This window comes from Thalassotalea sp. PP2-459, from assembly GCF_001913705.1.
Taxonomy (GTDB): Bacteria; Pseudomonadota; Gammaproteobacteria; order Enterobacterales; family Alteromonadaceae; genus Thalassotalea_C; species Thalassotalea_C hakodatensis.
Genome location: NZ_MKQD01000011.1, coordinates 88846 through 110895, shown reverse-complemented (window position 1 = coordinate 110895; position 22050 = coordinate 88846). Strand labels below are relative to the sequence as shown.

The following is a 22050-nucleotide window of genomic DNA, read 5'->3' as shown; positions in this document are numbered from 1 at the left end:
AAGGGTTATAGACTGTGTTATTGATTTTAACAATGGAATAACCATTCTTTGCAATCAATGCCTTGCCTCTAACCCTTTTATTTCTCGCTAAGTGACTAAATACTTAATTGAGTTGGTATAATACAAATGAGGTATACGCATGCGTATACCTCAACTTTACTTTTAACGCTTAGTAACGCCTGTTAATTTAGAGCGTGTTGATCTTTCATGTTTACTTTTGCCTCAATTTGTTTTGTATTTATACAAGGCAACACTTGCGCTGTGTAGTTATTCTACTCCAGTCAAGCGTTAACACAGTAGAAATGCCAAACAGATACAGTCCAAAGGGTTCAACTAAACTTAAACAGCAAAGATCAACACGCTCTAATTATCATTACAATACCAATGATGATAACAACGCTTTAGCTTCATTTTTCCCCGTAAAATCTATAGTAGAGTCAACTGCCTCTTGTAAATACATCTTTGCTTCTGCATTACGCTCTAAGGCTATTAAGTTAACAGCTAAATGATACTTAATTTCAGGATTATCTGATTCTCTTGCTAATGCATTTCTAAAAATAGGCAATGCTTTGTCAGCTTGATTATTCTGTGTATAGGCCCACGCCAATGTATCGGCAATAGCGATACTATTTGAGGCTAACTGATAAGCTTTCTCCGCGGCAGTTACCGCTTCTTGGTATTGTTGTTGAGCGATTAATACACCCGCATAATTGTTTAATAAACTAGGTTTTTCGCCATGCATATCCAGTAATTTTTCATACAAGTCTTGGGCAGCATCATAGCTTTCTTGCTGCTTATAAATACTGGCAAGGGCAACACCTATCACTAAGTCTTGCTTGTTGTTATCAAGCCAATCTGATAGCAATTGAATGGCTTGTTTATACTCATAGATACTAATATACACATTTGATAACCCCAAAGTAGCACGCTGGGAGTTATCTTGTTTTAATGATTGTTTAAATCGTTTAATTGCTTGCTGGGCATTACCAACTTGAGCCAACACTTCACCTTTTAGGGTGTCTTCAAGCCCTGGTACCGAAACTTTTTCGATGAGAGCATCAATCAAATCAAATGCTTTTTCTTGTTCGCCTCGCTGCCCAAATAACGTGATTAACTGACTATAAGGCGGAAAATAGTTTTCATTCCACGCAATAGCTTTCTGTAAGCTTGAAACCGCCCCCTGCTGATTTTGCATGGCTAGCTGTGCTTTAGCAAAGCTCAATAACACAGGTGATTTATTTTCTGTATCTTTTACTGCAATTTGAAAATGTCTTACCGCTTCTTCATAATCTTTCACTTGCATATTTAAACGTGCTAAGCGATGACTTAGCGATGAATTTGCTTTTGTACGATTGACAAAACTATTCAATACTTCAATGGCTTTATTAAATTCATTTTTTAGCACATGAATATCTACAACCTTGCTAACAGCAAGCGAGCTGTCCCTTTTAATACTATACGCTTTTTCATAATATTGATTTGCAACATCAAGGTTATTTTCACTAACGTATGTATCGCCCAGCTCTAAAAGCAATTCGATTTGTTCGTTATTTACATCAAGCTTTTGTTCAATAATCTTTCTCGCACCCTTAATGTTACCTGACATTAATGCGATTCGGGCAAGATGAATGGTTGTTTTAACATTATTCGGCGCGAGTTCTGCTGCTTTAGTAAAGTACGTTTTAGCCTGTTGATGATCGCCTAACAGCCCTTTTACAACACCTAACTGTTGATACAAGTAATCGTTTTCAGGTTGTTTTTCGACTAAACGCAAAAGCACTTTCTCAGCATTGAGGAAGTCTCGATTTGATTGGTAGGCATTGACTAAAGCTTGCAATATTTGTGGGTTATTTTCATCTTGCTTCTCTGTTGCCTTAAGTCTGTCAATCGCATTGCTATAGTCACCTTTTACAATTAATAGCTTTGCATAATCTAAATTAGCAGCGATTGAATCAGGATTTGCAGCAATAACATCTTGAAAATATCGAGCTGCCTTTTCGACTTCACCTGTTGCCAAATAAGTTTGACCAAGCAATGACCAAATTTCTTGATCATTCGGTGTAATTAAACGCGCTTTCACTAAATTATTTTTAGCACCAAAATACTCATTCAATGCAATGGATACTTTAGCTTGCAGCTTTAATGCTCTTACATCATCAGACATAATCGCTAAATATTTACGTAAACTTTCGTCTGCTTTTAACATTTGTTGCTGATTAAAACTCACGACACCAGCCAAATAATGATAAATCGGATTTTCATCCATCACATCTTTAGGTAAGCCTGATAACACAACTTCTAAATGAGAGGTAGTTTCTTTAAACGCTTCATCCATGCCTAAAGTATAAGTAATGACCGCTTTTAAAAAGTTTGCTCTAGGTTCATTAGGGATCTCTTTTAAAATGGTATTAACATCTTCTAAAGCGATCTGATATTGTCGCTGTTCAATTAAAATACTAGCGCGAGTGAGTAAAGCAGGAATATGCTGGTCATTTAATGAAATTGCATTTGAAATCGCTTGCTCAGCAAGATTAAGCTTACCTTGAAGCTGATAAACTTCGGCTTGCATACGTAAGGCATTGATATCTAATGGTGACACATTTAATGCTTGCTCAGTTAATGATAATACTTCATTAAATTGTTTCTTTTTATGCGCAACTTGAGCCAACCCCATTAATGCATCGCCATTATTCTCGTTGAGTGATAATGCTTTTTTGTATTCAATCGCGGCTAAACTGGCACTATTCTTTTTGAACAATGCTCGTCCTTTTAATACTAATATTTGACTATTAAGTTTATTGTCACCAATCGTCAACGTGGCGTTGTTGATTACTTTTTCATATTGATTTTGTAATAAGTAAGCTTCTAAGAATAATGGCGTTAGTTTTTTTTCATCAGCATTTTGTTGCTTTGCATTGTTCAACTCAATTTCTGCTGCCGCTCCATTGCCTTGTGCAATTAAGATTTCCGCCATTAATATTCTTGATGGCAGGTGGTCTGGGTTGTTTTTTAATGCATTTTTTAAATGAATAACGGCTTCATTTAAGTCATCCACGTAAAAGCTTTTTAATGCACTTTCGTACGGTTGACTCGTGCTTTCTGCCGCATCAATGCTTTGACTTGTTATGGCTAATAAAATACAAAACGTACATTGTGTAAATTGATTCATTAATCAAGTTCTCATTATTCCTTTTATGTCGTATGATAAGCTAGCAGATAGATAAACAGCAATAGCAGCTTGTTAATTAATCAGTGTCAGGTAACTTTACAGTTTATTTGTTCTTTACATTCAAAATAAAAAATAAACATTAAAAAACAACAAGTTAAATTAATGGCACAATAAATGCTAAGCTATATATTAGATGAAGTAATCTAATTAAAAATATTTAATGGTGATTAAAATGAAAGCTTTAAAATGGATTGGAGCAGTACTGTTTTCAGCGAGCTCAGTAATGGTTCAAGCAGAAGATATTCCTGCTACTGAAATTAACGACAACTATGTTGGTGCAGGATATAATGGCGATGTAAATGGAAGAAACAGCGTCTATGATATTCAAAAGATGGTCGTGCAACGGTCTGGTTCAACACTAACAGTAGATGTTTTTACTAACTTTGCTGGAAAAAACGGTTATAACGGGATTGAATTTGGTGATTTATTTATGTCTACCGATTTACCTGTAAACATGGGTGGTTGGAAAACGTGGCAAGATAGTAAAACTGATCGTTATTCAAAATACAATAACAACACCACCACAAACTGGAATTATGCATACGAGCTATATGAACATGATCGTGACAATAGCACTCAAGGTAGAGGTCGTTTAGTGTCAGGCTTTGATAATACTGATGTTAGAACATCAAATTCTAGTTCGCATCGCCAAAATCAAGCAGTATCATTAGGTGGATATAACAATGTTCATACGAATTATGGTGATGATAACTGGCACGCGAATAACAACAAAATTACCTTTTCGTTTGATGTAGCTGGTACCGCATTAGAAACCGCCACTCAAATCGCGTTTCGCTGGTCGATGACCTGTGCAAACGATATCATTGAAGGTTTAGTCTCTATCGCCGATGATCAGTCAGTTGAAATACCAGAGCCACAAACATTAATGTTGTTGTTACTGGGCTTTGCAGGGCTTGCATTAAGAAAGCGTGCTGTTTAGCAATAAATAATATCCTTCGATAAAGCGCCTATTTCGGCGCTTTATTTTTATCTGTAGTATTCACAAAGTCTAGATAAACACTTTCAATCGCAGGATCTAAATGATTTGGCTGACACACACTTTTTCGATAGCGATATTCAAAAAGTTGCTGCCAAAGCGACAAATGTTCCGCCGCTTTATACTCCCCTGCTTCAGATAATAATAAACTGGCAACCTCTGCCGTTGATAATTGAAACCCCTGCTCTGCTTTACGAAGGCTATATGTGGATACATAGCCACTAGCACTTAACACATCTAATGATAATGACAACACGGGTAATGTTGAAAGATAAGGACTTTTTCTAAACATTTTTTTAGCTTCTCGCCAGCTGCCATCAAGTAAAATAAATAACGGTTTCTTGTTAGGTTTCTTTTCAGGTAAGTGGTGATACACTTTCCTATCATCGGTTGCATATTGATGTGGGAAAATGACAAAAGGCTGGTAATCAGAATGATTAATAAGATTGATTAGCTCTTCACTTACTTCGGTTCTACGCCATTGAAAAGCATAGGTGTCAGTAATGACATCTGCTATTAAGCGACCAGTATTACTTGGCTTTAATACTTCACAATCATGCATCAAAAGTAAAAAGCCACAATGAGTTTGTTTTTTTTGCCGAAGCAGACAAATACAATGCTTTTGGGCTAGTTGACATAACTCACAACGCGTAACACCTTTACCTCTCGCATTAAAAGGCTTAGTAGATTGCGATTTTCGTTGAAAATATAACTGTTGTATTGCGTGCATGATATTGTCTTAAGAACAAAGAGACGCTTATTTTACGGGTTTTATTCGGAAAAGAAAAAGGCATGTAAACATGCCTTACTATTATTGGTTTTGAAGTAGCTATGCTTTTTTACGATCGCTACTTTGTACTGTAATAACATCTAATTGAGGCATTTCATCAACTAGACTTTTTAATTGCTCTTCCAAGCGATCAATGCTTTCCACAGATTTGCACAATCCTTCAGCTTTTTGCTCTATTACCTCAGCTCTAGATTCCATTTCATACTCTACCTGCTCACCAAATTTCTCCATTTTTTCTTCAAAGGCATCCATATTACCACCAGCAAGCAATAGCTCTTGACCAACGGCTATGAGCAAGGTTCCCATTGAGTTTTGTACTGTCTCTTCAACAATATTTTCAATTTTTTGCTCGAAGTCTTCCCCTAAAAAGTCAGCGTCTAAACTACCATGCTCATCAATGGCAAACTGGTTAACATCAAAATTGTTTTCTACATCACCTTTTAGTGTGTTTAACTGCTGAGATAAATCAGCGCCTATTTTGTTACCTGCTCCTAGCAGTTCATCAAACGCTAAGTTTACCCCCTCAGATGCTAACTCTATTGCATCAATAGCAATACTTTTAACCTCTGGTACTAACCCCCTAATTTCACGAGAATATTGTGTAACAACTGCTTGTTGTTTTGCAGTTAAGTCAATTGTTTTATCGTTAATGACTAACTGTTGGTCATTGATAAGCTGGTAAAGCGTATTACCCTTCTTACTAAAACTGATCACGTCATTTTGAATACTTAACCCTGAATTTAAATCAATGTCACATGTATCTGTTGAGAAATGTGTGTCATGTGCCATTGCACTGGTCGATAATAATACTGCACCTGCAATCAATGTTTTCATCTTGTTATCCTTTATCATTCACGTTATTACTCCTTAAACAATACAAATGAAGTGCCAACTTTTATCTGCTTGAAATACAAGGGTTTATTATTATTTCTTTTAATGATACATATTTAGAAGCAGCATACTTAGGTCAAATAGCTATTTTTTAGTTTATTTAACCAATTAAAGCTAAAAATACTCTAATTATCTTCACGTTAGTCAATTAATCCAAAAATTTAAGTTCATAAGGGTAATAAAAGTGTTCATTTGCCGACTATAAATAATGCCACAAATACACTTTAAGGTTGCATGCAATGAAAAAACACATTAATAACTTTTGGAACAGCAATAAACTATTCGTACTATTTATTTTTTTGATGCTAGTGTTTCGAAGTGCGGTTGCTGACTGGAATGATGTGCCAACAGGTTCAATGAAACCAACAATCGTTGAGGGGGATCGCATTTTTATTAATAAGCTTGCTTATGATATTCAGCTACCTTTTGTTCAATACTCACTTTTTAAGCTAAGTGATCCTCAAGTAAATGACATCATTATTTTTGAATCAAAAGCCGCTCAGAAACGTCTAGTAAAACGCGTGATAGGCGCTCCAGGTGATACCGTTGAATTAATTAATAATCGCTTATTCATTAACAATAAGGCCATAAAATACCAGCAACACGGTCAGACGGAAAATACTGGTTTTTATGTATTTAATGAAAAGTTAGCGAATAATTCTCATAAAATTAAAGTGACTGAACAAAATAATAATTACGGAAACTTTCCAGCTGTTGTTGTGCCAAACGATCATTACTTAGTACTTGGTGATAATAGGAACAATAGTGCCGACTCAAGAGTAATAGGGTTTGTACCGAGAAGTGAAATTATTGGTCGCACAAAACGAGTCGCATTTTCTCTAGATTATGATAATTACTACTTACCCCGTTTAGAGCGATTTTTGAAAGAAATTTAACATGGGTGCGATCTAAAAAGGCTTTTATGCCATTGACATTAGATCGCGTTTATTCGATTAAGTAGGTTAGGTTAAATTTAATTCCTGAACTTTTTCATGAGCAACATCAGGTGAAGTAACAATCGGTTTTTGATGAAGCTTCGATTTCAACAAACCCTTTCTGTGTTTTAGTGCAGCATCAAGCTTCTTCACAGAATTTGCTATTGCAGGATACATCACCTCTTCTTTAGCGGAAGCAACAACTGGTGCCCCTTCATAATTGGTGGTCAATTCTACATGGTGTTTACCATGCGCTTTTGTAATAATAACCTCTAGCGATATTAATGTAGGAAAATGGTTAGCAATCTTTTCAAGTTTTTCTTCGATATGTGATTTTACAGAATCAGTAACGTCAACGTGATGACCAGAAACGTTTATTTTCATAGCTTTTCCTTTTTTTAATTACCTATTATAAGACTGGGGTAAAAAAGCTAAAACGCAAGTAATAATCGCGAATAAATCATGTAAAAAACCCAAGTGCATATTATTGATACATATTTAGTATGATAATTATTCTCACCTTAAATTTTACGCTCAAATAATAATACCTTTTCATCTTGTTCTGGTAACGCAATCAATTTTATTTGCATAAACTTTAGCTTCGCTAATAAAGCAATTGAGCGACTATTCTTTGGATGACATATTGCTTGAATAGTACTAAGTTTAGCGCTTTTTTCAATAGAAGAAATTACACTTTCAGCCGCTTCATAAGCCAACCCCTTCCCATGAAACTCCTCTAACAATGCGTACCCTATCTCTGGGTGCTTTATACCATCACGCTTTATCAAACCGCATAGCCCTATTGCCCTATTTGAACTTTTTTGCACCACACAAAGTAAACAAAAGCCATATTGTGATAGCTGTGTTAGTGGCCCTGTATCAATGTAGTGTTTCGCACTTTGTAAATCACGAACCGCTTTATCGCCAATATTTTTTAAAAATGCTGGCTCATTAAGTAATGCCAAGATCATATTGGCATCTTGATGCGTTAATAAACGCAAGGTTAACCGTTTTGTTTCGATGGTTATCAAAATATCCCCTCATTCATTCGATGACTTTATACTTATGAAAATTTAACTACTTTTTAGTTTATTTCACCAACAATTAAAAATTAATGTCGTTTTTAAATAACGAGAAAACACAAGAAAAACTTATAAGCATCTGTTTTTAAATCACTTTTAAACATTGGCACTTTCACTGCAATAGGTTTACTGAATCATGAAACAGGAGAGTTAGAATGAAATTAATCACAACAGCAATCACCGTAGCAGCACTTGCAATCGCATTTAACAGTAGCGCAAATAGTACAGCATTAACCTCTGCAACATTAGTATCAGCAAACGATAGCGTTACAACTACGTTATGTATGTCTGCAGCAAAAGGCAGTCGAGTAGCTTTATTAACATCGATAAAACAGTCAGGCTATTCACGTCAATATATTAACAATAATTTACACTGTAACGATTTACCCGTTAGTGACTTTGTTGCAAAGTATGGAAAATCACCTGAAAAAATTCAACGAATGTTAGACCCTAAGTACCGTCAAGGGCAAGTGACAATTAAGGATGTAACCGCTCCTTAGTCATCTAACCTATTTGTATATTCCCTTAGCACCATTTATTGGTGCTTTTTTTTGTAATTTTATTTTTTAGACATAGATTTTTAGTTATAATTCTGCAGCCTAAACGTTTATTTTTTTTGAGTTTTCATGTTTGACGATATTCGCCCCTACAACGATAGTGAAGTTAAAAGCGTAGTACATTCTTTAATTGCAGAACAAGAGTTTATCGATGCCATAGCTGTGTTTTCATTACCTAAAACATTTTCTACCTTTCCGGCATTTGCTCGACTGATTGTGAAGTTTAAAATAAAACAGAAGGCTCGTAAATTTAATTGCGTGGATGACATTCAACGTTATGTTTCGCGATTTTTAAACGCGTTGGTAAAAAGCACTATCACCTCTTTAACGCATAGTGGTTTAGCGAACATTCCTACAAACAAGCCATGCTTATTTATTAGTAATCACCGAGACATCGTGTTAGATGTCGCTTTAATTAATTATGTATTACATGATAATAATTGTTCAACCGTTGAAGCTGCTGTAGGCGATAACTTATTAAGTAAACAATGGGTTGCAGACTTAATGCGGATCAATAAAAGTTTTATTGTTAAACGTAATGAAAAAACCAAACGTGCTATGTTAACCGCTTCCAAGCAATTATCTGCTTATATACTGCATAGTCTTACTGATAAAAAACAAAATATTTGGATTGCACAAAAAGAAGGTCGTGCTAAGGATGGTATTGATAAAACAAATGCAGCATTAATTTCGATGTTATTACTCAATAAGTCCAAAGATCAAAGCATTGCTGACTACCTTGAACAATTAAATATTATTCCCGTATCAATTTCTTACGAATTTGATCCCTGTGATCAACATAAAGCGAAAGAGTTAGCAAAGATGCAAACAGAAGGCAGCTATGAGAAGCAAGAGCACGAAGACTTACACAGCATTACGCAAGGTATTGTTGGTCATAAAGGTCATGTTCATTTAGCGTTTGGTGAAGCAATTCAAGGTGATTACATTGACAGTAAAGCTATCGCAGCAGCGATTGATCAACAGATCATCGGTAATTATCATGTGTTTTCCAGTAATAAAAATGCATACGAGTACCTCCAATCAGGTGACCTGTGCGCACTAGAGAATTTAACAGCTCGCTTTGAAAACCTTAGTTCTCAAGAAAAATCGTTACTGATTCAAATGTATGCGAATCCGGTTATTGCGAAACATCAAATGATCTAAGAACCATCACAGTAAACAGCTTTTTAAGGGAAAACCTAGGCGATAGTGTTGACTAGAAATAGAACTTTATCAGCATAAACATACAACAACTAATCCCAAGAGTTAGGTAGATACTTTTAAAACGGTAGGCGCAAAGAATGGAAGTAATTCCCGCAATTAGATACGGATTATTGACAGATAGTGCTAACTGCTCATCCCTAATAAAAATAATCGGTACCCATATAGCTGTTAGCACCGCTGGTGCACTAAAACTTAGGAAATGTCCTACTCTCGGACTTAACTTTAACGGTAGACTAGGATGCAAAAAAAGATATCTTGATAAAAACGTAATCATTGCCATCAATACAATAATAAGTAACGTCATTTCTCTACTCCTTGATAAACTTTACGTAACCTAGTTTGATATTGAGAGACAGTATAACCAGCAAACATCCCACCTAGCGCAGATAAAACAAGCCCCACCTGCCAATGCCATAACTGAAAAATAATAGCGAGTACGCCAGATACAACTACCGTAATTAATATTGAAAAGTTTTTAATGCCTGGAACAACCAACGCAATAAAGGTAACTGCTATCGCAAAATCTAACCCTAATTCGGTTAAATCGGGTAAAAAGCTTCCCGCCATTACACCAATAAGGTTCCAAATAAACCAAGTAATATAAAAGCTTCCTCCAGCAGATAAAGCATAATATAGGCGATTATTATTCCTATAAGCCTGCTTTCGCCCAGAGAAAGCAAATAACTCATCAGTGAGTAAAAAACCTAAGGGTAAACGCCAACGTTTAGGTAAATGCTTTAGTTTATTCCGTAAGGCAAGCCCGTAAAGAAAATGCCGTGAGCTAATAATAAACGTTGTTAATAATATGGTTGCCAAAGACGCATTTCCAGCGATTAACTCGATAGAGACTAATTGCGCAGCACCAGCAAAAACAATTAAAGGCATTAGCAACGCTTCAAGAACGGTAAAATCACGTTGTATCGCTAACGAACCGCACAAGATCCCCCAGGGTAATACCGCTAAATTCAACGGCATCATATCTAGCAAACCTTTTAGAAGGTATTTCTTTTTGATGTTTTGCATTAGTTTACAATGAGATGTTTAGTATTTCTGATTATTGTTATGATACAGCATCTTTTCATAAATTAAGTCAAAAATTGATGAACAATACTATCGCTTTGATTACCGGCGCCAGCAGAGGTATTGGTGCAGCAACAGCAAAAATGCTAGCTTCGCCGAATGTTTTGATTATCGTTAACTATTTAACCAATCAACAAGCAGCAAATAACGTTGTTGATGAAATTGTAGCCCGTGGTGGTAGAGCTAGCGCCTTACAAGCCGATGTGTCAAATGAACACGGCATCAAAGTACTTTTTGACTACATCGACCAGCTTGACGGCACATTCACGCAACTCGTTAACAATGCAGGCACACTTTTCACACAGTCCTCTATAGAAAATATGACAGCAGAGCGCATCAACAAGGTGCTTACTACCAATGTGACCGGTTATTTTTTATGTTGCCGCGAGGCGGTTAAGCGTATGTCAACTAAGCATGGTGGTAATGGTGGCGCGATTGTCAATGTATCTTCGGCTGCTGCTCGTTTAGGCGCTCCTCATGAGTATATTGATTATGCAGCAAGTAAAGGAGCCATCGACACATTAACAACAGGTCTTTCATTAGAAGTGGCTGATGCAGGCATACGTGTTAATAGTGTTAGACCTGGATTGATTTATACTGATATTCATGCCCAAGGCGGAGAACCTAATAGAGTGGATAGGTTATCACCTAACTTGCCTATGAAACGTGGTGGGCAAGTTGATGAGATTGCCCATGCTATTTGTTGGTTACTCTCCGAAAAAGCATCCTATTGTACGGGTAGCCACTTGGATCTTGCAGGGGGTAGATAATGTAAATATTTGTCATCGCCTCGATAAGTTATTAGAATAAATCCATTAAACTTGATGTTAATTATCACTTTATGATCCGCACCACCACCATAACGCTTCCTTCCTTTTTACGACGCACAATGCGCGCGTTTGCCTTAAAAGCTGAAATAAGAGCAATAGGATGTCAACTAAACAGAGTGGGTCGCTCTCGAAATTGGCAGTTAACAGGCACCGCTGAGCAACTGAATGACGTGGTATTGTTCATCGAAAATTCAGGAGAAAATTCGTGGCTTTGGCTAGCAAAAAAGTTAAGACTAGAAACCGATAAACTCAGCCATGAAATATTATTAGCAATTGCCAAAAAAAATGATGGCATCACCGTCAATGAATTAATGGCTAAAACAGACTGTACCGTTTTAGAAGCAAGAAAAGTCATCGATGAACTTGAATGGTTAGATGACTAACGGCATTAAAACATATTGCCAGCGTAAAAAAAGCACTCATTGAGTGCTTTTTATCAATAAACTGACAAATTAAAGTGCTTATTTTTTCTTACGCGTCGCTTTTTTCTTCGCTTGAGTTTCTTGCCATTTACCGTCTTGGTATGTCGCTGTCCACCCTGTTGCTTTTCCGTCGATTTCAGTCATTACATATTGCGACTTATTTTTTCGACTATAGCGCACAACGGCTAAGTTACCATCAGCATCTTTTTCAGGTGCGTCCGCTAAATAGTAAAACTTCGGTGAAATACGATCACGAAAACGTTTTAGCTCTGCAACTTTTGGCGCACGAGTTTCCCTTGATTTAGGGAACGTACTCGCAGCTAAAAAGATACCCGCTGCGCCATCGCGTAATACAAAATGGGCATCTGACTTTTCACAAGGTAACTCAGGTAATTGCACTGGATCTTCTTTAGGTGGCGCAGCTTCACCATTAGCTAATAATTTACGTGTATTTTTACATTCACTATTGGTACAGTCGAAATATTTGCCAAATCGACCATTTTTTAATTCCATATCGCTTTGGCATCGGTCACATTCTAAAACAGGACCATCATATCCCTTAATTTTAAACGTACCTTGCTCAAGTTCCACACCATCACAAACCGGGTTATTACCACAAACGTGTAATTTACGTTTTTCATCAATCAAATAACTATCCATTGCAGTATCGCACTTAGGACAGCGATGCATCGCACGTAATGCATCTGTTTCTTGATCTTCAGATAACACGCTAACTGCTTCTTCACCTGGCGTTAAATTCATGGTTGTTGTGCAACGCTCTTTTGGCGGCAATGCATAGCCAGAACATCCAAGAAACACCCCTGTTGATGCCGTTCTAATACCCATTTTCCTACCACAGGTTGGGCAGTCAATATCCGTTAAAATAGGTTCATTAGCACGCATACCACCTTCATCTGTAGGTTTATCAGCTAACTGTAACTGTTGGGTAAAGTTTTTATAAAACTCATCCAATACATCTTTCCAGGGCAATTTACCTTCGGCAATTTCATCAAGCTCTTTTTCCATTTCAGCCGTAAAGTTATAACTCATTAAATTATTAAAACTTGCTGAAAGGCTGTCAGTGACAATTTCACCCATTTTTTCGGCATAAAAACGCTTCTTCTCTAAACGTACATAGCCGCGATCTTGTATAGTAGAAATGATAGAGGCATAAGTTGATGGACGACCAATAGAACGTTTCTCTAACTCTTTAACTAACGACGCTTCACCAAACCTAGCTGGTGGCTTAGTAAAATGTTGACTGGGGTCTAACTTTTCTAATGTTAAGTTATCACCGACAGCTAAATCAGGTAAATGTGTGTCTTTATCACCTTTTGATAATTGTGGGTGTACTTTCGTCCAACCATCAAACTGCATTACGCGACCTTTTGCTTTTAAGTCATAATCTGCGGCTGAAATCGTTAACGTACTTACGGTATAACGTGCAGCGGTCATTTGACATGCGACAAATTGACGCCAAATTAATTCATATAGCTTTTTACAATCAGCATCTACACCTTCTAATAATGCAGCTTCTAACTTCACATTTGATGGGCGTATCGCTTCATGAGCCTCTTGAGAATTCGCTTTACTGCCATATGTACGAGGACTTTCTGGTAAATAGCTATCACCAAATGATTTACGTACGTAATCACGACACATATCAACAGCATCTTTACTCAAATTCGTTGAATCTGTACGCATATAGGTAATATGACCTGCTTCATATAACCGTTGAGCTAGGCTCATAGTGCGTTTTACACCGAAACCAAGACGGGTACTTGCCGCTTGCTGTAGTGTTGATGTTATAAAAGGTGCAGAAGGCGAACTTTTCGATGGTTTATCTTCACGTTTAGCCACTTGATATGGAGCATTTTCAAGTACAGAAACAGCTTGCATCGCCTGTTGTTCATTAGTCGCACTAAACGTTTTGCCTAAGTGATGCGTTACGCCTAATACCAGCGCTTCTTTTTGCTGTGTTTTAGTGTGGGCATTTATCTCCCAATATTCTTTAGGATTAAAAGCTTTTATCTCGCGTTCTTTTTCCACTACAAGTTTAACAGCAACAGATTGTACGCGACCAGCAGATAAACCACGGGCGACTTTCTTCCAAAGTAGTGGACTAACCATAAAGCCAACAACACGATCTAAAAAGCGGCGTGCTTGTTGAGCGTTAACCCCTGGCATACTTAAAATACTGGGGGCAGAGAAAGCCTGTTGGATAGCATTTTCAGTGATTTCATTAAACACTACACGTTTAAATTTACTGTCTTCACCACCAATAATCTCTTTTAAATGCCATGCAATCGCTTCTCCCTCGCGATCCAAATCGGTTGCGAGATAGATAGTATCGGCATTGGCAGCAAGTTTCTGTAACTCACTTACTACTTTTTCTTTACCTGGAAGAATTTGATAATCAGCCTTCCAGTCTTTATCTGGGTCAATACCCATGCGATTAACTAATGCTTGACGGTCTCGTTTCGCCTTATATTTGGCCTTTTGTTCAGGAGACATTTTTCTTACTTCAGCCGGAGATTTAGTGGCTGCTTTCTTCCCAGTACTACCTGTTGGAAGGTCACGAATATGACCGACGCTAGATTTTACGACGAAGTTTTTTCCAAGGTATTTGTTAATTGTCTTGGCTTTAGCCGGTGATTCGACAATTACCAGAGATTTCGACATAGTCTATTTGATCCTACATGTGCTGACGTAACGCGCCAGATATCGTTGCGCTAGCTTGACGTATTTAACTGATTGGTTTGCGAGCGAATTTTAACCAATTACAGCGCTAATTTTGAAAACAATATTTATAAATTTACAAATTACTATTAGATATATCTGTAAATAAGCAAGCTTACAAGCAATAATTTTTTTAGATTAACCTATCTCGACGATTGCTTTATAATGCTAGCGTGAGAAAATTGGCGTAATCATAGTAGAGTTTTCGCCGAATGATAAGCGTTAATCCGCTAAATTTTTCATTAAATGATAACTATAATAATAAAATAATCGTCAATGTAACCTTCATTCGTGGTTTTTATCACGACAAAATATAGAGATTTTATATGACAACGCATGCCGCATTTTTACAAAAGATACAACAAAGTTTATGTCCTCCAGGAAATGGAGTTTTCACGGTTAATACTGCAAAAGAGCGCAAAGAACAGCTCCACAAAAAACTCTTTGGTACGACCGAAAACATCGATCAAAAATGGCAAGAAAGTTTAGAAGAGCTTTCAACAGCAAGCAAAGCTGTTGTACTTGGCATTGCCTCTGATTGCGGTGGTGGCATTTTACGTGGAGCAAACTGGGGGCCATTATTTGTGCGCTCAGCATTACTTGAACATCACCCTGAGTCGGTTAGTTTTGATTTAGGGGATGTGCGCGTGATACCTCACCTGTTGCACGATAAATATTTAAATGAAGGGACTATTACCAATTGTCGTAAAGCGCTTTACAATGACGAACATAGCCCATTAGCGGTAAGTCCATTAACAATTACCGAAGATGTTTTACATGATTTTTACGCCATTTACCCTGAAAAAGGTATTTTTGGTATCGGTGGGGATCATTCAAACAGTTATCCATTAACCAAAGCTTATTTGCAAGCGAAGAAAAAACAAGGCAAACGTGCCGCTATTATTCACTTTGATGCACATACCGATTTACTCGTAGAAAGGCTTGGTATCGACTTATGTTTTGGTTCATGGTGTACCCATATCTTGAAAGACTTACACGATCCTAGCCACCTCATTCAATTAGGCATACGCTCTAGCGGCAAACCAAAGTCACATTGGGAATCAACCTTTGGCGTACAGCAACACTGGGCGCATGAAATAATCGAACGCGGTGTTGATGCTGTACTAGCTGATATTATTGCTCATCTTAAAGCTGAAAAAATAGAAGAACTTTACGTAAGTTTTGATATTGATGCATTAGATCAATCATTTGCAGCAGCAACAGGTACACCTGAACCTGATGGTTTATCACCGGAACAAGCCATTAACATTTTAACAACGCTTGCTGAACAATTTCCGGTTACGGGCGCAGATATGATGGAAATAGCGCCGTTTACCGACAGTACCGGACAAGGCAGTGCCAGTGCGCAAACAACCTTAAAACATGGCGCAGATATCTCTGCCGTGCTTATTGAAGCAATGGGGCGATAAGCTCATTACATTAATGAGAATAAAATCAATTCCCATAAAAAAAAGCCGCATTGCGGCTTTTTTTATACTTAACATAATTTACTGAATACCGTCACACGAAAAGTGTTCACCAAAGGGACCGCTCATACCAATACTAGCAGTAGGTGGTGAAATATCTTCATCGTTCACATCATCAGCAGAATTAGGCAAGGTATAGGTTGTCATCACATGACTTTCAGTACCTGCAACTTTCGCAGAAACAATCAAGTTAATATCTACCCAACTACCATAACTTTGTGCATACACTAAATCAATTAGCACTTTACCTTCACTATCAGTTACCGCTTCAACAGGTACAGTATTATCATCTTCAACTGTTACAGTTAGCAATGAAGAAATTACATTACCAGGCGTTAATGTGCCGCTATTATTGGTATCTTCACCTGGATCCAGTATGCCATCTAAATTAATATCTTCATTATTACAACGTATTGGTGGTGTATCTTGTAAGTAGGTTGCGGTATCTCTGTCATGTGCACTTGCAGCATGCGCAGCCCCAGACTCGCCTGCGGTTGTCCAAACTTGGAATTCACCACCTACGAAAAATGGTACCCAACGGCCTTTGTAATAAGCATCGGGTACTGAAGATACTGTCACTTTTTGACCTACTACAGGGTTTGAGTCAGCATCAGTAACGAAAGCGACAAAACGTTTGGTATAGGTTGTATCGTTATCTTCTATTTCATTGCCCGTACCAACAGCAATAAACAGCTCTCTGTCTGCAACGGTCATCGTTACTGTATCAGTCACCGATGGTTGATCTTTTACCGTAGCACTAATTTCAATACCATCTTGAGCTGACACCGTATTTGAAGTGTAAACCGTTGATGCACTACCGTTACTATCAGTCACCGCCTCAGCGGGGAAAATACTGCCGCCGGTTACATCACTTAGGTTAAACACAATGGTTTTGTTCTTCACTAAGTTGCCATTAGCATCTCTTGCAACAACTGAAATAGTCGACGTTTGTTCATCAGGTCCTATAGAATTCGGCGAAGCTTGAGCGACAATTCGTTCAACGGTTTCGGCAATAAACTCAAACTCAAGTTGATTAGAAATTTCAACGTTATCATCTGTTCCAGTAAAGGTGACAATTGCCTTGCCTGCATCACTTGATGTTAACGAAGCAGAAACTTGTCCATTAGCAATAACACCTGATGATGAAGCTAAGCTACCACGGGTTGTAGAAAACTCAACTTTGGTACCATCTGCCACAGGGGCACCAGAACGTTTCCAGTCAAGTGTCACCGTTGCAGTATCTGATAATAAAACGTCAGGAGTGTCGGTACCGGCTGAAGGGTCGACATCTTGCCCATCACCATTATTAAAGCGAGTAAAAGTAAAGGAATCGGCCTGCACAGAAACATTTTTAGAAGCTGTAGCACCTAAAGCGGTTGCAATAATCGCATTAGTACCACCTGTTCGGCCTGTTACATTAACAAACGCTTTTCCTTGAGCATCAGTAGTAACACTTGCTGGAAGTTCTAATGATGCAACACCGCCTGTTGGTGTATTTGCTAACGTTAGGGCAACTTCAACATCGGCTACACCACGACTGTCAGAATCAAGTACGTTAATACTAAACGAACTAGCATCATCCAATGCTAAAGAAGAGGAACCGGTTAATTGAACTTCAGTACCAACAACATACACATTGACATCATCACTAATATCGCCATTACTAGCAGTTACAACAATTGTTCTATTTTCAGGATTACCTACTGTGGTTAATATAGCCGTCGCTTGGCCATTAGCGTTCGTGGTTGAACTTGGTACGCCATCCTCAGAACTAGGAATAAGTATTGAACCCGAAGGTTGTGAAACAAAAGAGATATCGATACCAGAAAGTAAAACATTATTACTATTCTTGGCGATTGCAGTTAATAACACACCTTGAGCACCACTTGATGACAACTGTTGGTTGCTAGCATAAAGTAAAATTTCGCTTACTTGTGGTCCTGTTACAACATTACCATCACCAGCACTATTAAAACCTATTGGCTCTGACTCTTCACCAGTAGACAATGAGGCTGAAATTTCGCCGCCACCTTCACTTGTACCAGCATACAAAGTTACTTTGGCAATACCATCACTGTTAGTTGCGCTCACTCCATTGCCATCAAAATAAGCTATCTCATCATCCGTTAGATCTAAACTAAAAGTCACTGACTTTCCTGAAACTGGGGCATTCCCTTGCTTTACCGTTGCAATAACATCTACAGGCGAGTCTTTTGAGACCTCTTCTGTGCTTGATAAGCTTAGTGAAATAGTGATTGGTTCAGGCGTAGTTGGATCAGAAGGGCCGTCTTGGCTAAGTCCTCCATCTCCACCACCACAGCCAATTAAAGCTATGCAACTAATGATATAAAAGAAGGTTCTCATTACTGCCATACAAGCATCTCCCTGATGTTGTGTTAATTAGGTAACAGTTTAATACTAACCGAAAAAAAAGAAAAAGGTCACTAACTTATTTAAAAAACCTCAACACTAGGTTTTTTAAAGCTCGATTAACTGGTACTCTTTACGGAAAATTTAATCCCTCTACCCAAAAATAAAATTATGACAACAACTAAAAAACCTTTTGGATTAACAGCGCGTATCATCATCGGTATGACGCTAGGTATAGCAATAGGCCTTCTTCTTCAATTACTAATGGGAAAGTCTGGCGACTTCACTTTAAATTTAGGCTTATTTGAATTTTCATTTAAAGCTTTTTTCGTCGATGGTATTTTTGAAATTGGCGGTCAGATATTCATCGCAAGTTTAAAAATGTTAGTCGTACCACTCGTTTTTGTTTCACTTATTTGCGGTACTTGTTCTTTACAAGACACCACAAAGCTAGGACGAATTGGTGGTAAAGCAATTAGCTTATATATGGTAACCACAGCGATTGCGATCAGTTTTGCTATGTTCATGGCTTTTATTTTTGCGCCTGGCGAAGGCGTAAATATGACCACCAGCACCACTTTTGAGGCAAAAGAGGCACCGAGTTTAGCGCAAGTATTTATTCAAATGTTCCCGACAAATCCCTTTGCGGCATTTGCACAAGGTAACATGTTACAAGTGATCATTTTCGCTTTGCTCTTTGGCATTGCCATTGCACTTTCAGGTGAAGCTGGCAGCCGCGTAGCTAAAATGTTTGAAGACTTAAATGTTGTTATTATGCGTTTAGTTACCATTTTAATGAACTTAGCTCCGTATGGTGTATTTTGTTTACTCGCTAAACTCTTTGCTACCATGGACTTTAGTGTTTTCTTAAATATTTTCGCCTATTTCATGGTTGTTTTTGTCGTGTTAATTATACACGGCACAGTAACGTATTCCGTATTATTAAAAGTATTAACAGGGCTTAATCCGCTAACGTTTTTAAAGAAAATGCGCGATGCAATGCTTTTTGCTTTTTCTACCTCAAGCAGTAATGCCACTATTCCAGTAACCATGGAAACAGCGACAAAAAAAATTGGTGCTAATAACGCTATTTCATCTTTTACCGTTCCCTTAGGAGCCACGATAAACATGGACGGCACCGCCATTATGCAAGGCGTTGCTACTGTATTTATTGCACAAGTGTTTAACGTTGACTTATCCATTACTGATTTCTTAATGGTTATTTTAACGGCAACGCTAGCCTCAATTGGTACCGCAGGCGTTCCAGGTGTAGGATTAATCATGTTAGCTATGGTGCTTGAACAAGTTGGGTTACCGGTTGAAGGTATCGCATTAATAATTGGTGTAGATCGTCTCTTAGACATGACACGTACAGCAGTTAATGTTACTGGTGACTGTATGGTTACTACCGTTGTTGCGAAATCTGAAGGTCAGCTGGATGAATCAGTTTTTGAGAACGAAAATGCAGGTCGAAAAATTGAAGAAATCGACTTCCACCACTTAAAACAATAAGACAAGTAAAAACAATAAAAGGGGTCAGGTACAATTAAACTTAATTGTACCTGACCCCTTTTATATTCTAGTTAGCTTTGCGTGATCAAATAAAGCTTTTCCACTAAATGACTAACGTCAAACACACGCTGAGCAAAGCGTTTATCTGGTAATGTTTGTGCATGTAAACAAGTAACACTGTGATCAGAAAACAACTCAGAGACTCTCAGCTCATCAACAGGGAAAGGCGGACCAGACATTTCATCAGTAGGGAATTCTAACGTTAATAAAAATAACGTGGTGTGAGGGTTTATGAAACTCTTTAGTTGATTAACATAAGACTGCTGCATAGTTTCAGGTAATGCAATGAGTGCGGCTCTATCATATATCCAATCAAACTCACCTACTAAGTCTGTGGTTAATGAGAAAAAATCACCTTGCCATAAACTGATATTTTCATGGCGATAAACAAAAAAATCACCGTCACGCTTAGGCTGGATATTAAGTTGCTTTTCTTTGAAAAAATCTTGGCAAGCAATTTTACTTAATTCTGAGCCTACTACATTGGCGTATTCAGCAAACCAGATCATATCATCTGATTTACCAGATAAAGGCACAAGTACACGTTTGTTAGGCCAGACACCTACGTGTTGTTTTGTTGAACACTCATCCTTTAATAGTTCAGGCAATACAACCCGCTCAAGTAAAGGATGATACTCTACCTGATGAAATCCTAGGGTATTACGCTCCCAGCATTTATGCCAAAAGTTTGCTTCCATTATTTAATTAACTAGGAAAAATACGATTGTGTTGCCAAAGCTTACTAATCGCATTATCTATTGATAATGACGCTGCTTTAGATAACTTTTCTGCTAAACCTTTTTTAACCGCGTATTTTATGCCGATCACTTTACGATTTTGATTCGCCTGATAAATATAATCATCACTGGTGATCAGTTCATCGATTAAATTCACGGTGATCGCTTTTTTACCCAACCATGTTTCTCCTGTTGCGACACTTTCTACATCTAACGTTGGGCGATGCTCAGTAATATGTTCTTTAAAGAGCTCATGCATTTCTTCAAGCTCTTCTTTAAACTTTTCTCTGCCTTTATCGGTATTTTCACCAAACATGGTAAGTGTGCGTTTATATTCGCCCGCAGTTAACTGTTCAAAATCAACATCATTTTTCTTTAATACTTTATTAAAATTAGGTATTTGAGCGATAACACCTATAGAGCCAAGAATCGCGAAAGGCGCACTCACTATTTTATCTGCAACGCATGCCATCATATAACCACCACTGGCAGCCACTTTATCGACTGAAATCGTTAACGGTATGTTGGCTTGTTTAATTCTAGCTAGCTGTGATGCTGCTAAACCATAACAATGTGCCATACCGCCACCACTCTCCAAGGTTACTAACACCTCATCTCGCTCTGTAGCAACCATCAACACAGCAGTTATTTCTTCACGTAATGCTGACACTTCTTTCGCATCAATACTGCCCTTAAAATCAATGACAAACAAGCGAGGCTTTGTTGACTCTTCACTATCAGACTGTGATTTTTTCGCTTCTTTTGCTTTTAACTTTGCGTTTTTTTTGTTTTGCTTTTCTTTTTCTTTTAGCGCTTCTTTGCTGAGTAAGTGATGAGTAACTTCTTCTTCCACTTCTTTTAATTGTTCTGAAATATCAGTAACCTCTAACTCGCCTCGCTTCTGAGCTTGCTTCATCGCAGAAGCTGCAATAATGGCAACAATACCAGCGAACGCTAAAACAAAAGTAATGGTTTTCGCTAAAAACAATCCATAATCGTATATAAATTCCAAAGGATACTCCCTATATATGGTTCTTCTAACAAGTAAATGGGGATAATATTCAATAAAAAAAGCCCCAACACTATACGTTGAGGCTTTTTTGAATAA

General features: G+C 37.7%; 19 protein-coding genes. 8 read left to right on the top strand and 11 right to left on the bottom strand.

Going from position 1 to position 22050, the window contains the following annotated elements; translation table 11 throughout:
* Positions 1–373 precede the first annotated feature (373 nt).
* The gene (prsT, locus tag BI291_RS01145) at positions 374–3169 is read right to left on the bottom strand and encodes an XrtA/PEP-CTERM system TPR-repeat protein PrsT (protein WP_074495599.1); all 2796 of its coding nucleotides are present in this window, start codon (positions 3167–3169) and stop codon (positions 374–376) included.
* A 232-nt stretch (positions 3170–3401) separates the two neighbouring features.
* On the opposite strand from prsT, the gene BI291_RS01140 reads away from it, so the two are divergent.
* On the top strand, positions 3402–4169 hold the full coding sequence (locus BI291_RS01140; protein ID WP_074495598.1) for a PEP-CTERM sorting domain-containing protein: 768 nt from the start codon (positions 3402–3404) through the stop codon (positions 4167–4169).
* 28 nt (positions 4170–4197) lie between these two features.
* Here BI291_RS01140 and BI291_RS01135 read toward each other — a convergent pair whose 3' ends face one another.
* Both BI291_RS01135 and BI291_RS01130 read right to left on the bottom strand, forming a co-directional pair.
* A complete protein-coding gene (locus tag BI291_RS01135) occupies positions 4198–4956 on the bottom strand; it encodes a tRNA-uridine aminocarboxypropyltransferase (protein WP_074495597.1) in 759 nt (252 codons plus the stop codon).
* A 99-nt stretch (positions 4957–5055) separates the two neighbouring features.
* Positions 5056–5850 (bottom strand): DUF2884 family protein, encoded by a 795-nt coding sequence (locus tag BI291_RS01130; protein WP_074495596.1) that lies wholly within the window; start codon positions 5848–5850, stop codon positions 5056–5058.
* Between the two features lie 296 nt (positions 5851–6146).
* Between BI291_RS01130 and lepB the strand changes: the two genes are divergently transcribed.
* Positions 6147–6803 (top strand): signal peptidase I, encoded by a 657-nt coding sequence (gene lepB / locus BI291_RS01125; RefSeq protein ID WP_074495595.1) that lies wholly within the window; start codon positions 6147–6149, stop codon positions 6801–6803.
* A gap of 66 nt (positions 6804–6869) precedes the next feature.
* Here lepB and raiA read toward each other — a convergent pair whose 3' ends face one another.
* Positions 6870–7226, bottom strand: a complete 357-nt coding sequence (gene raiA / locus BI291_RS01120) for a ribosome-associated translation inhibitor RaiA (RefSeq protein WP_074495594.1) — start codon at positions 7224–7226, stop codon at positions 6870–6872.
* Positions 7227–7363: 137 nt separating this feature from the next.
* Positions 7364–7873, bottom strand: coding sequence for a GNAT family N-acetyltransferase (locus BI291_RS01115; protein ID WP_074495593.1), 510 nt, complete (start codon positions 7871–7873; stop codon positions 7364–7366).
* A 206-nt stretch (positions 7874–8079) separates the two neighbouring features.
* Here BI291_RS01115 and BI291_RS01110 point away from each other — a divergent pair, with 206 nt between their 5' ends.
* Together BI291_RS01110 and BI291_RS01105 are read left to right on the top strand one after the other, a co-directional pair.
* Positions 8080–8424 carry a DUF3718 domain-containing protein gene (locus BI291_RS01110; protein WP_074495592.1) on the top strand — a complete coding sequence of 115 codons (345 nt, stop codon included), beginning with the start codon at positions 8080–8082 and terminating at the stop codon, positions 8422–8424.
* 126 nt (positions 8425–8550) lie between these two features.
* The gene (locus BI291_RS01105) at positions 8551–9645 is read left to right on the top strand and encodes a 1-acyl-sn-glycerol-3-phosphate acyltransferase (protein WP_074495591.1); all 1095 of its coding nucleotides are present in this window, start codon (positions 8551–8553) and stop codon (positions 9643–9645) included.
* Between the two features lie 52 nt (positions 9646–9697).
* Here the strand turns inward: BI291_RS01105 and BI291_RS01100 are convergent, their stop codons facing one another.
* A complete protein-coding gene (locus BI291_RS01100; protein WP_074495589.1) occupies positions 9698–10009 on the bottom strand; it encodes an AzlD domain-containing protein in 312 nt (103 codons plus the stop codon).
* Positions 10006–10728 (bottom strand): AzlC family ABC transporter permease, encoded by a 723-nt coding sequence (locus BI291_RS01095; RefSeq protein WP_074495586.1) that lies wholly within the window; start codon positions 10726–10728, stop codon positions 10006–10008. The genes BI291_RS01100 and BI291_RS01095 overlap by 4 nt, the downstream gene beginning before the upstream one ends.
* A gap of 77 nt (positions 10729–10805) precedes the next feature.
* On the opposite strand from BI291_RS01095, the gene BI291_RS01090 reads away from it, so the two are divergent.
* Together BI291_RS01090 and BI291_RS01085 are read left to right on the top strand one after the other, a co-directional pair.
* Positions 10806–11555 carry an SDR family oxidoreductase gene (locus BI291_RS01090; RefSeq protein ID WP_074495607.1) on the top strand — a complete coding sequence of 250 codons (750 nt, stop codon included), beginning with the start codon at positions 10806–10808 and terminating at the stop codon, positions 11553–11555.
* A 71-nt stretch (positions 11556–11626) separates the two neighbouring features.
* A complete protein-coding gene (locus BI291_RS01085; protein ID WP_074495583.1) occupies positions 11627–11998 on the top strand; it encodes a ribosome recycling factor family protein in 372 nt (123 codons plus the stop codon).
* A 78-nt stretch (positions 11999–12076) separates the two neighbouring features.
* Here BI291_RS01085 and topA read toward each other — a convergent pair whose 3' ends face one another.
* Positions 12077–14719, bottom strand: a complete 2643-nt coding sequence (gene topA / locus BI291_RS01080) for a type I DNA topoisomerase (protein WP_074495581.1) — start codon at positions 14717–14719, stop codon at positions 12077–12079.
* Between the two features lie 383 nt (positions 14720–15102).
* Here topA and BI291_RS01075 point away from each other — a divergent pair, with 383 nt between their 5' ends.
* Positions 15103–16206: an arginase family protein gene (locus BI291_RS01075; protein WP_074495579.1), complete on the top strand. Its 1104-nt coding sequence runs from the start codon at positions 15103–15105 to the stop codon at positions 16204–16206.
* Positions 16207–16284: 78 nt separating this feature from the next.
* On the opposite strand, the gene BI291_RS01070 is transcribed toward BI291_RS01075, so the two are convergent.
* A complete protein-coding gene (locus BI291_RS01070; RefSeq protein ID WP_074495576.1) occupies positions 16285–18636 on the bottom strand; it encodes an Ig-like domain-containing protein in 2352 nt (783 codons plus the stop codon).
* 168 nt (positions 18637–18804) lie between these two features.
* Here BI291_RS01070 and BI291_RS01065 point away from each other — a divergent pair, with 168 nt between their 5' ends.
* Positions 18805–20145, top strand: a complete 1341-nt coding sequence (locus tag BI291_RS01065; RefSeq protein ID WP_074495574.1) for a dicarboxylate/amino acid:cation symporter — start codon at positions 18805–18807, stop codon at positions 20143–20145.
* A gap of 71 nt (positions 20146–20216) precedes the next feature.
* Here the strand turns inward: BI291_RS01065 and BI291_RS01060 are convergent, their stop codons facing one another.
* Both BI291_RS01060 and sohB read right to left on the bottom strand, forming a co-directional pair.
* The gene (locus BI291_RS01060) at positions 20217–20903 is read right to left on the bottom strand and encodes a hypothetical protein (RefSeq protein ID WP_074495572.1); all 687 of its coding nucleotides are present in this window, start codon (positions 20901–20903) and stop codon (positions 20217–20219) included.
* 7 nt (positions 20904–20910) lie between these two features.
* Positions 20911–21954 carry a protease SohB gene (gene sohB / locus BI291_RS01055; RefSeq protein WP_074495570.1) on the bottom strand — a complete coding sequence of 348 codons (1044 nt, stop codon included), beginning with the start codon at positions 21952–21954 and terminating at the stop codon, positions 20911–20913.
* Between the last annotated feature and the right edge of the window lie 96 nt (positions 21955–22050).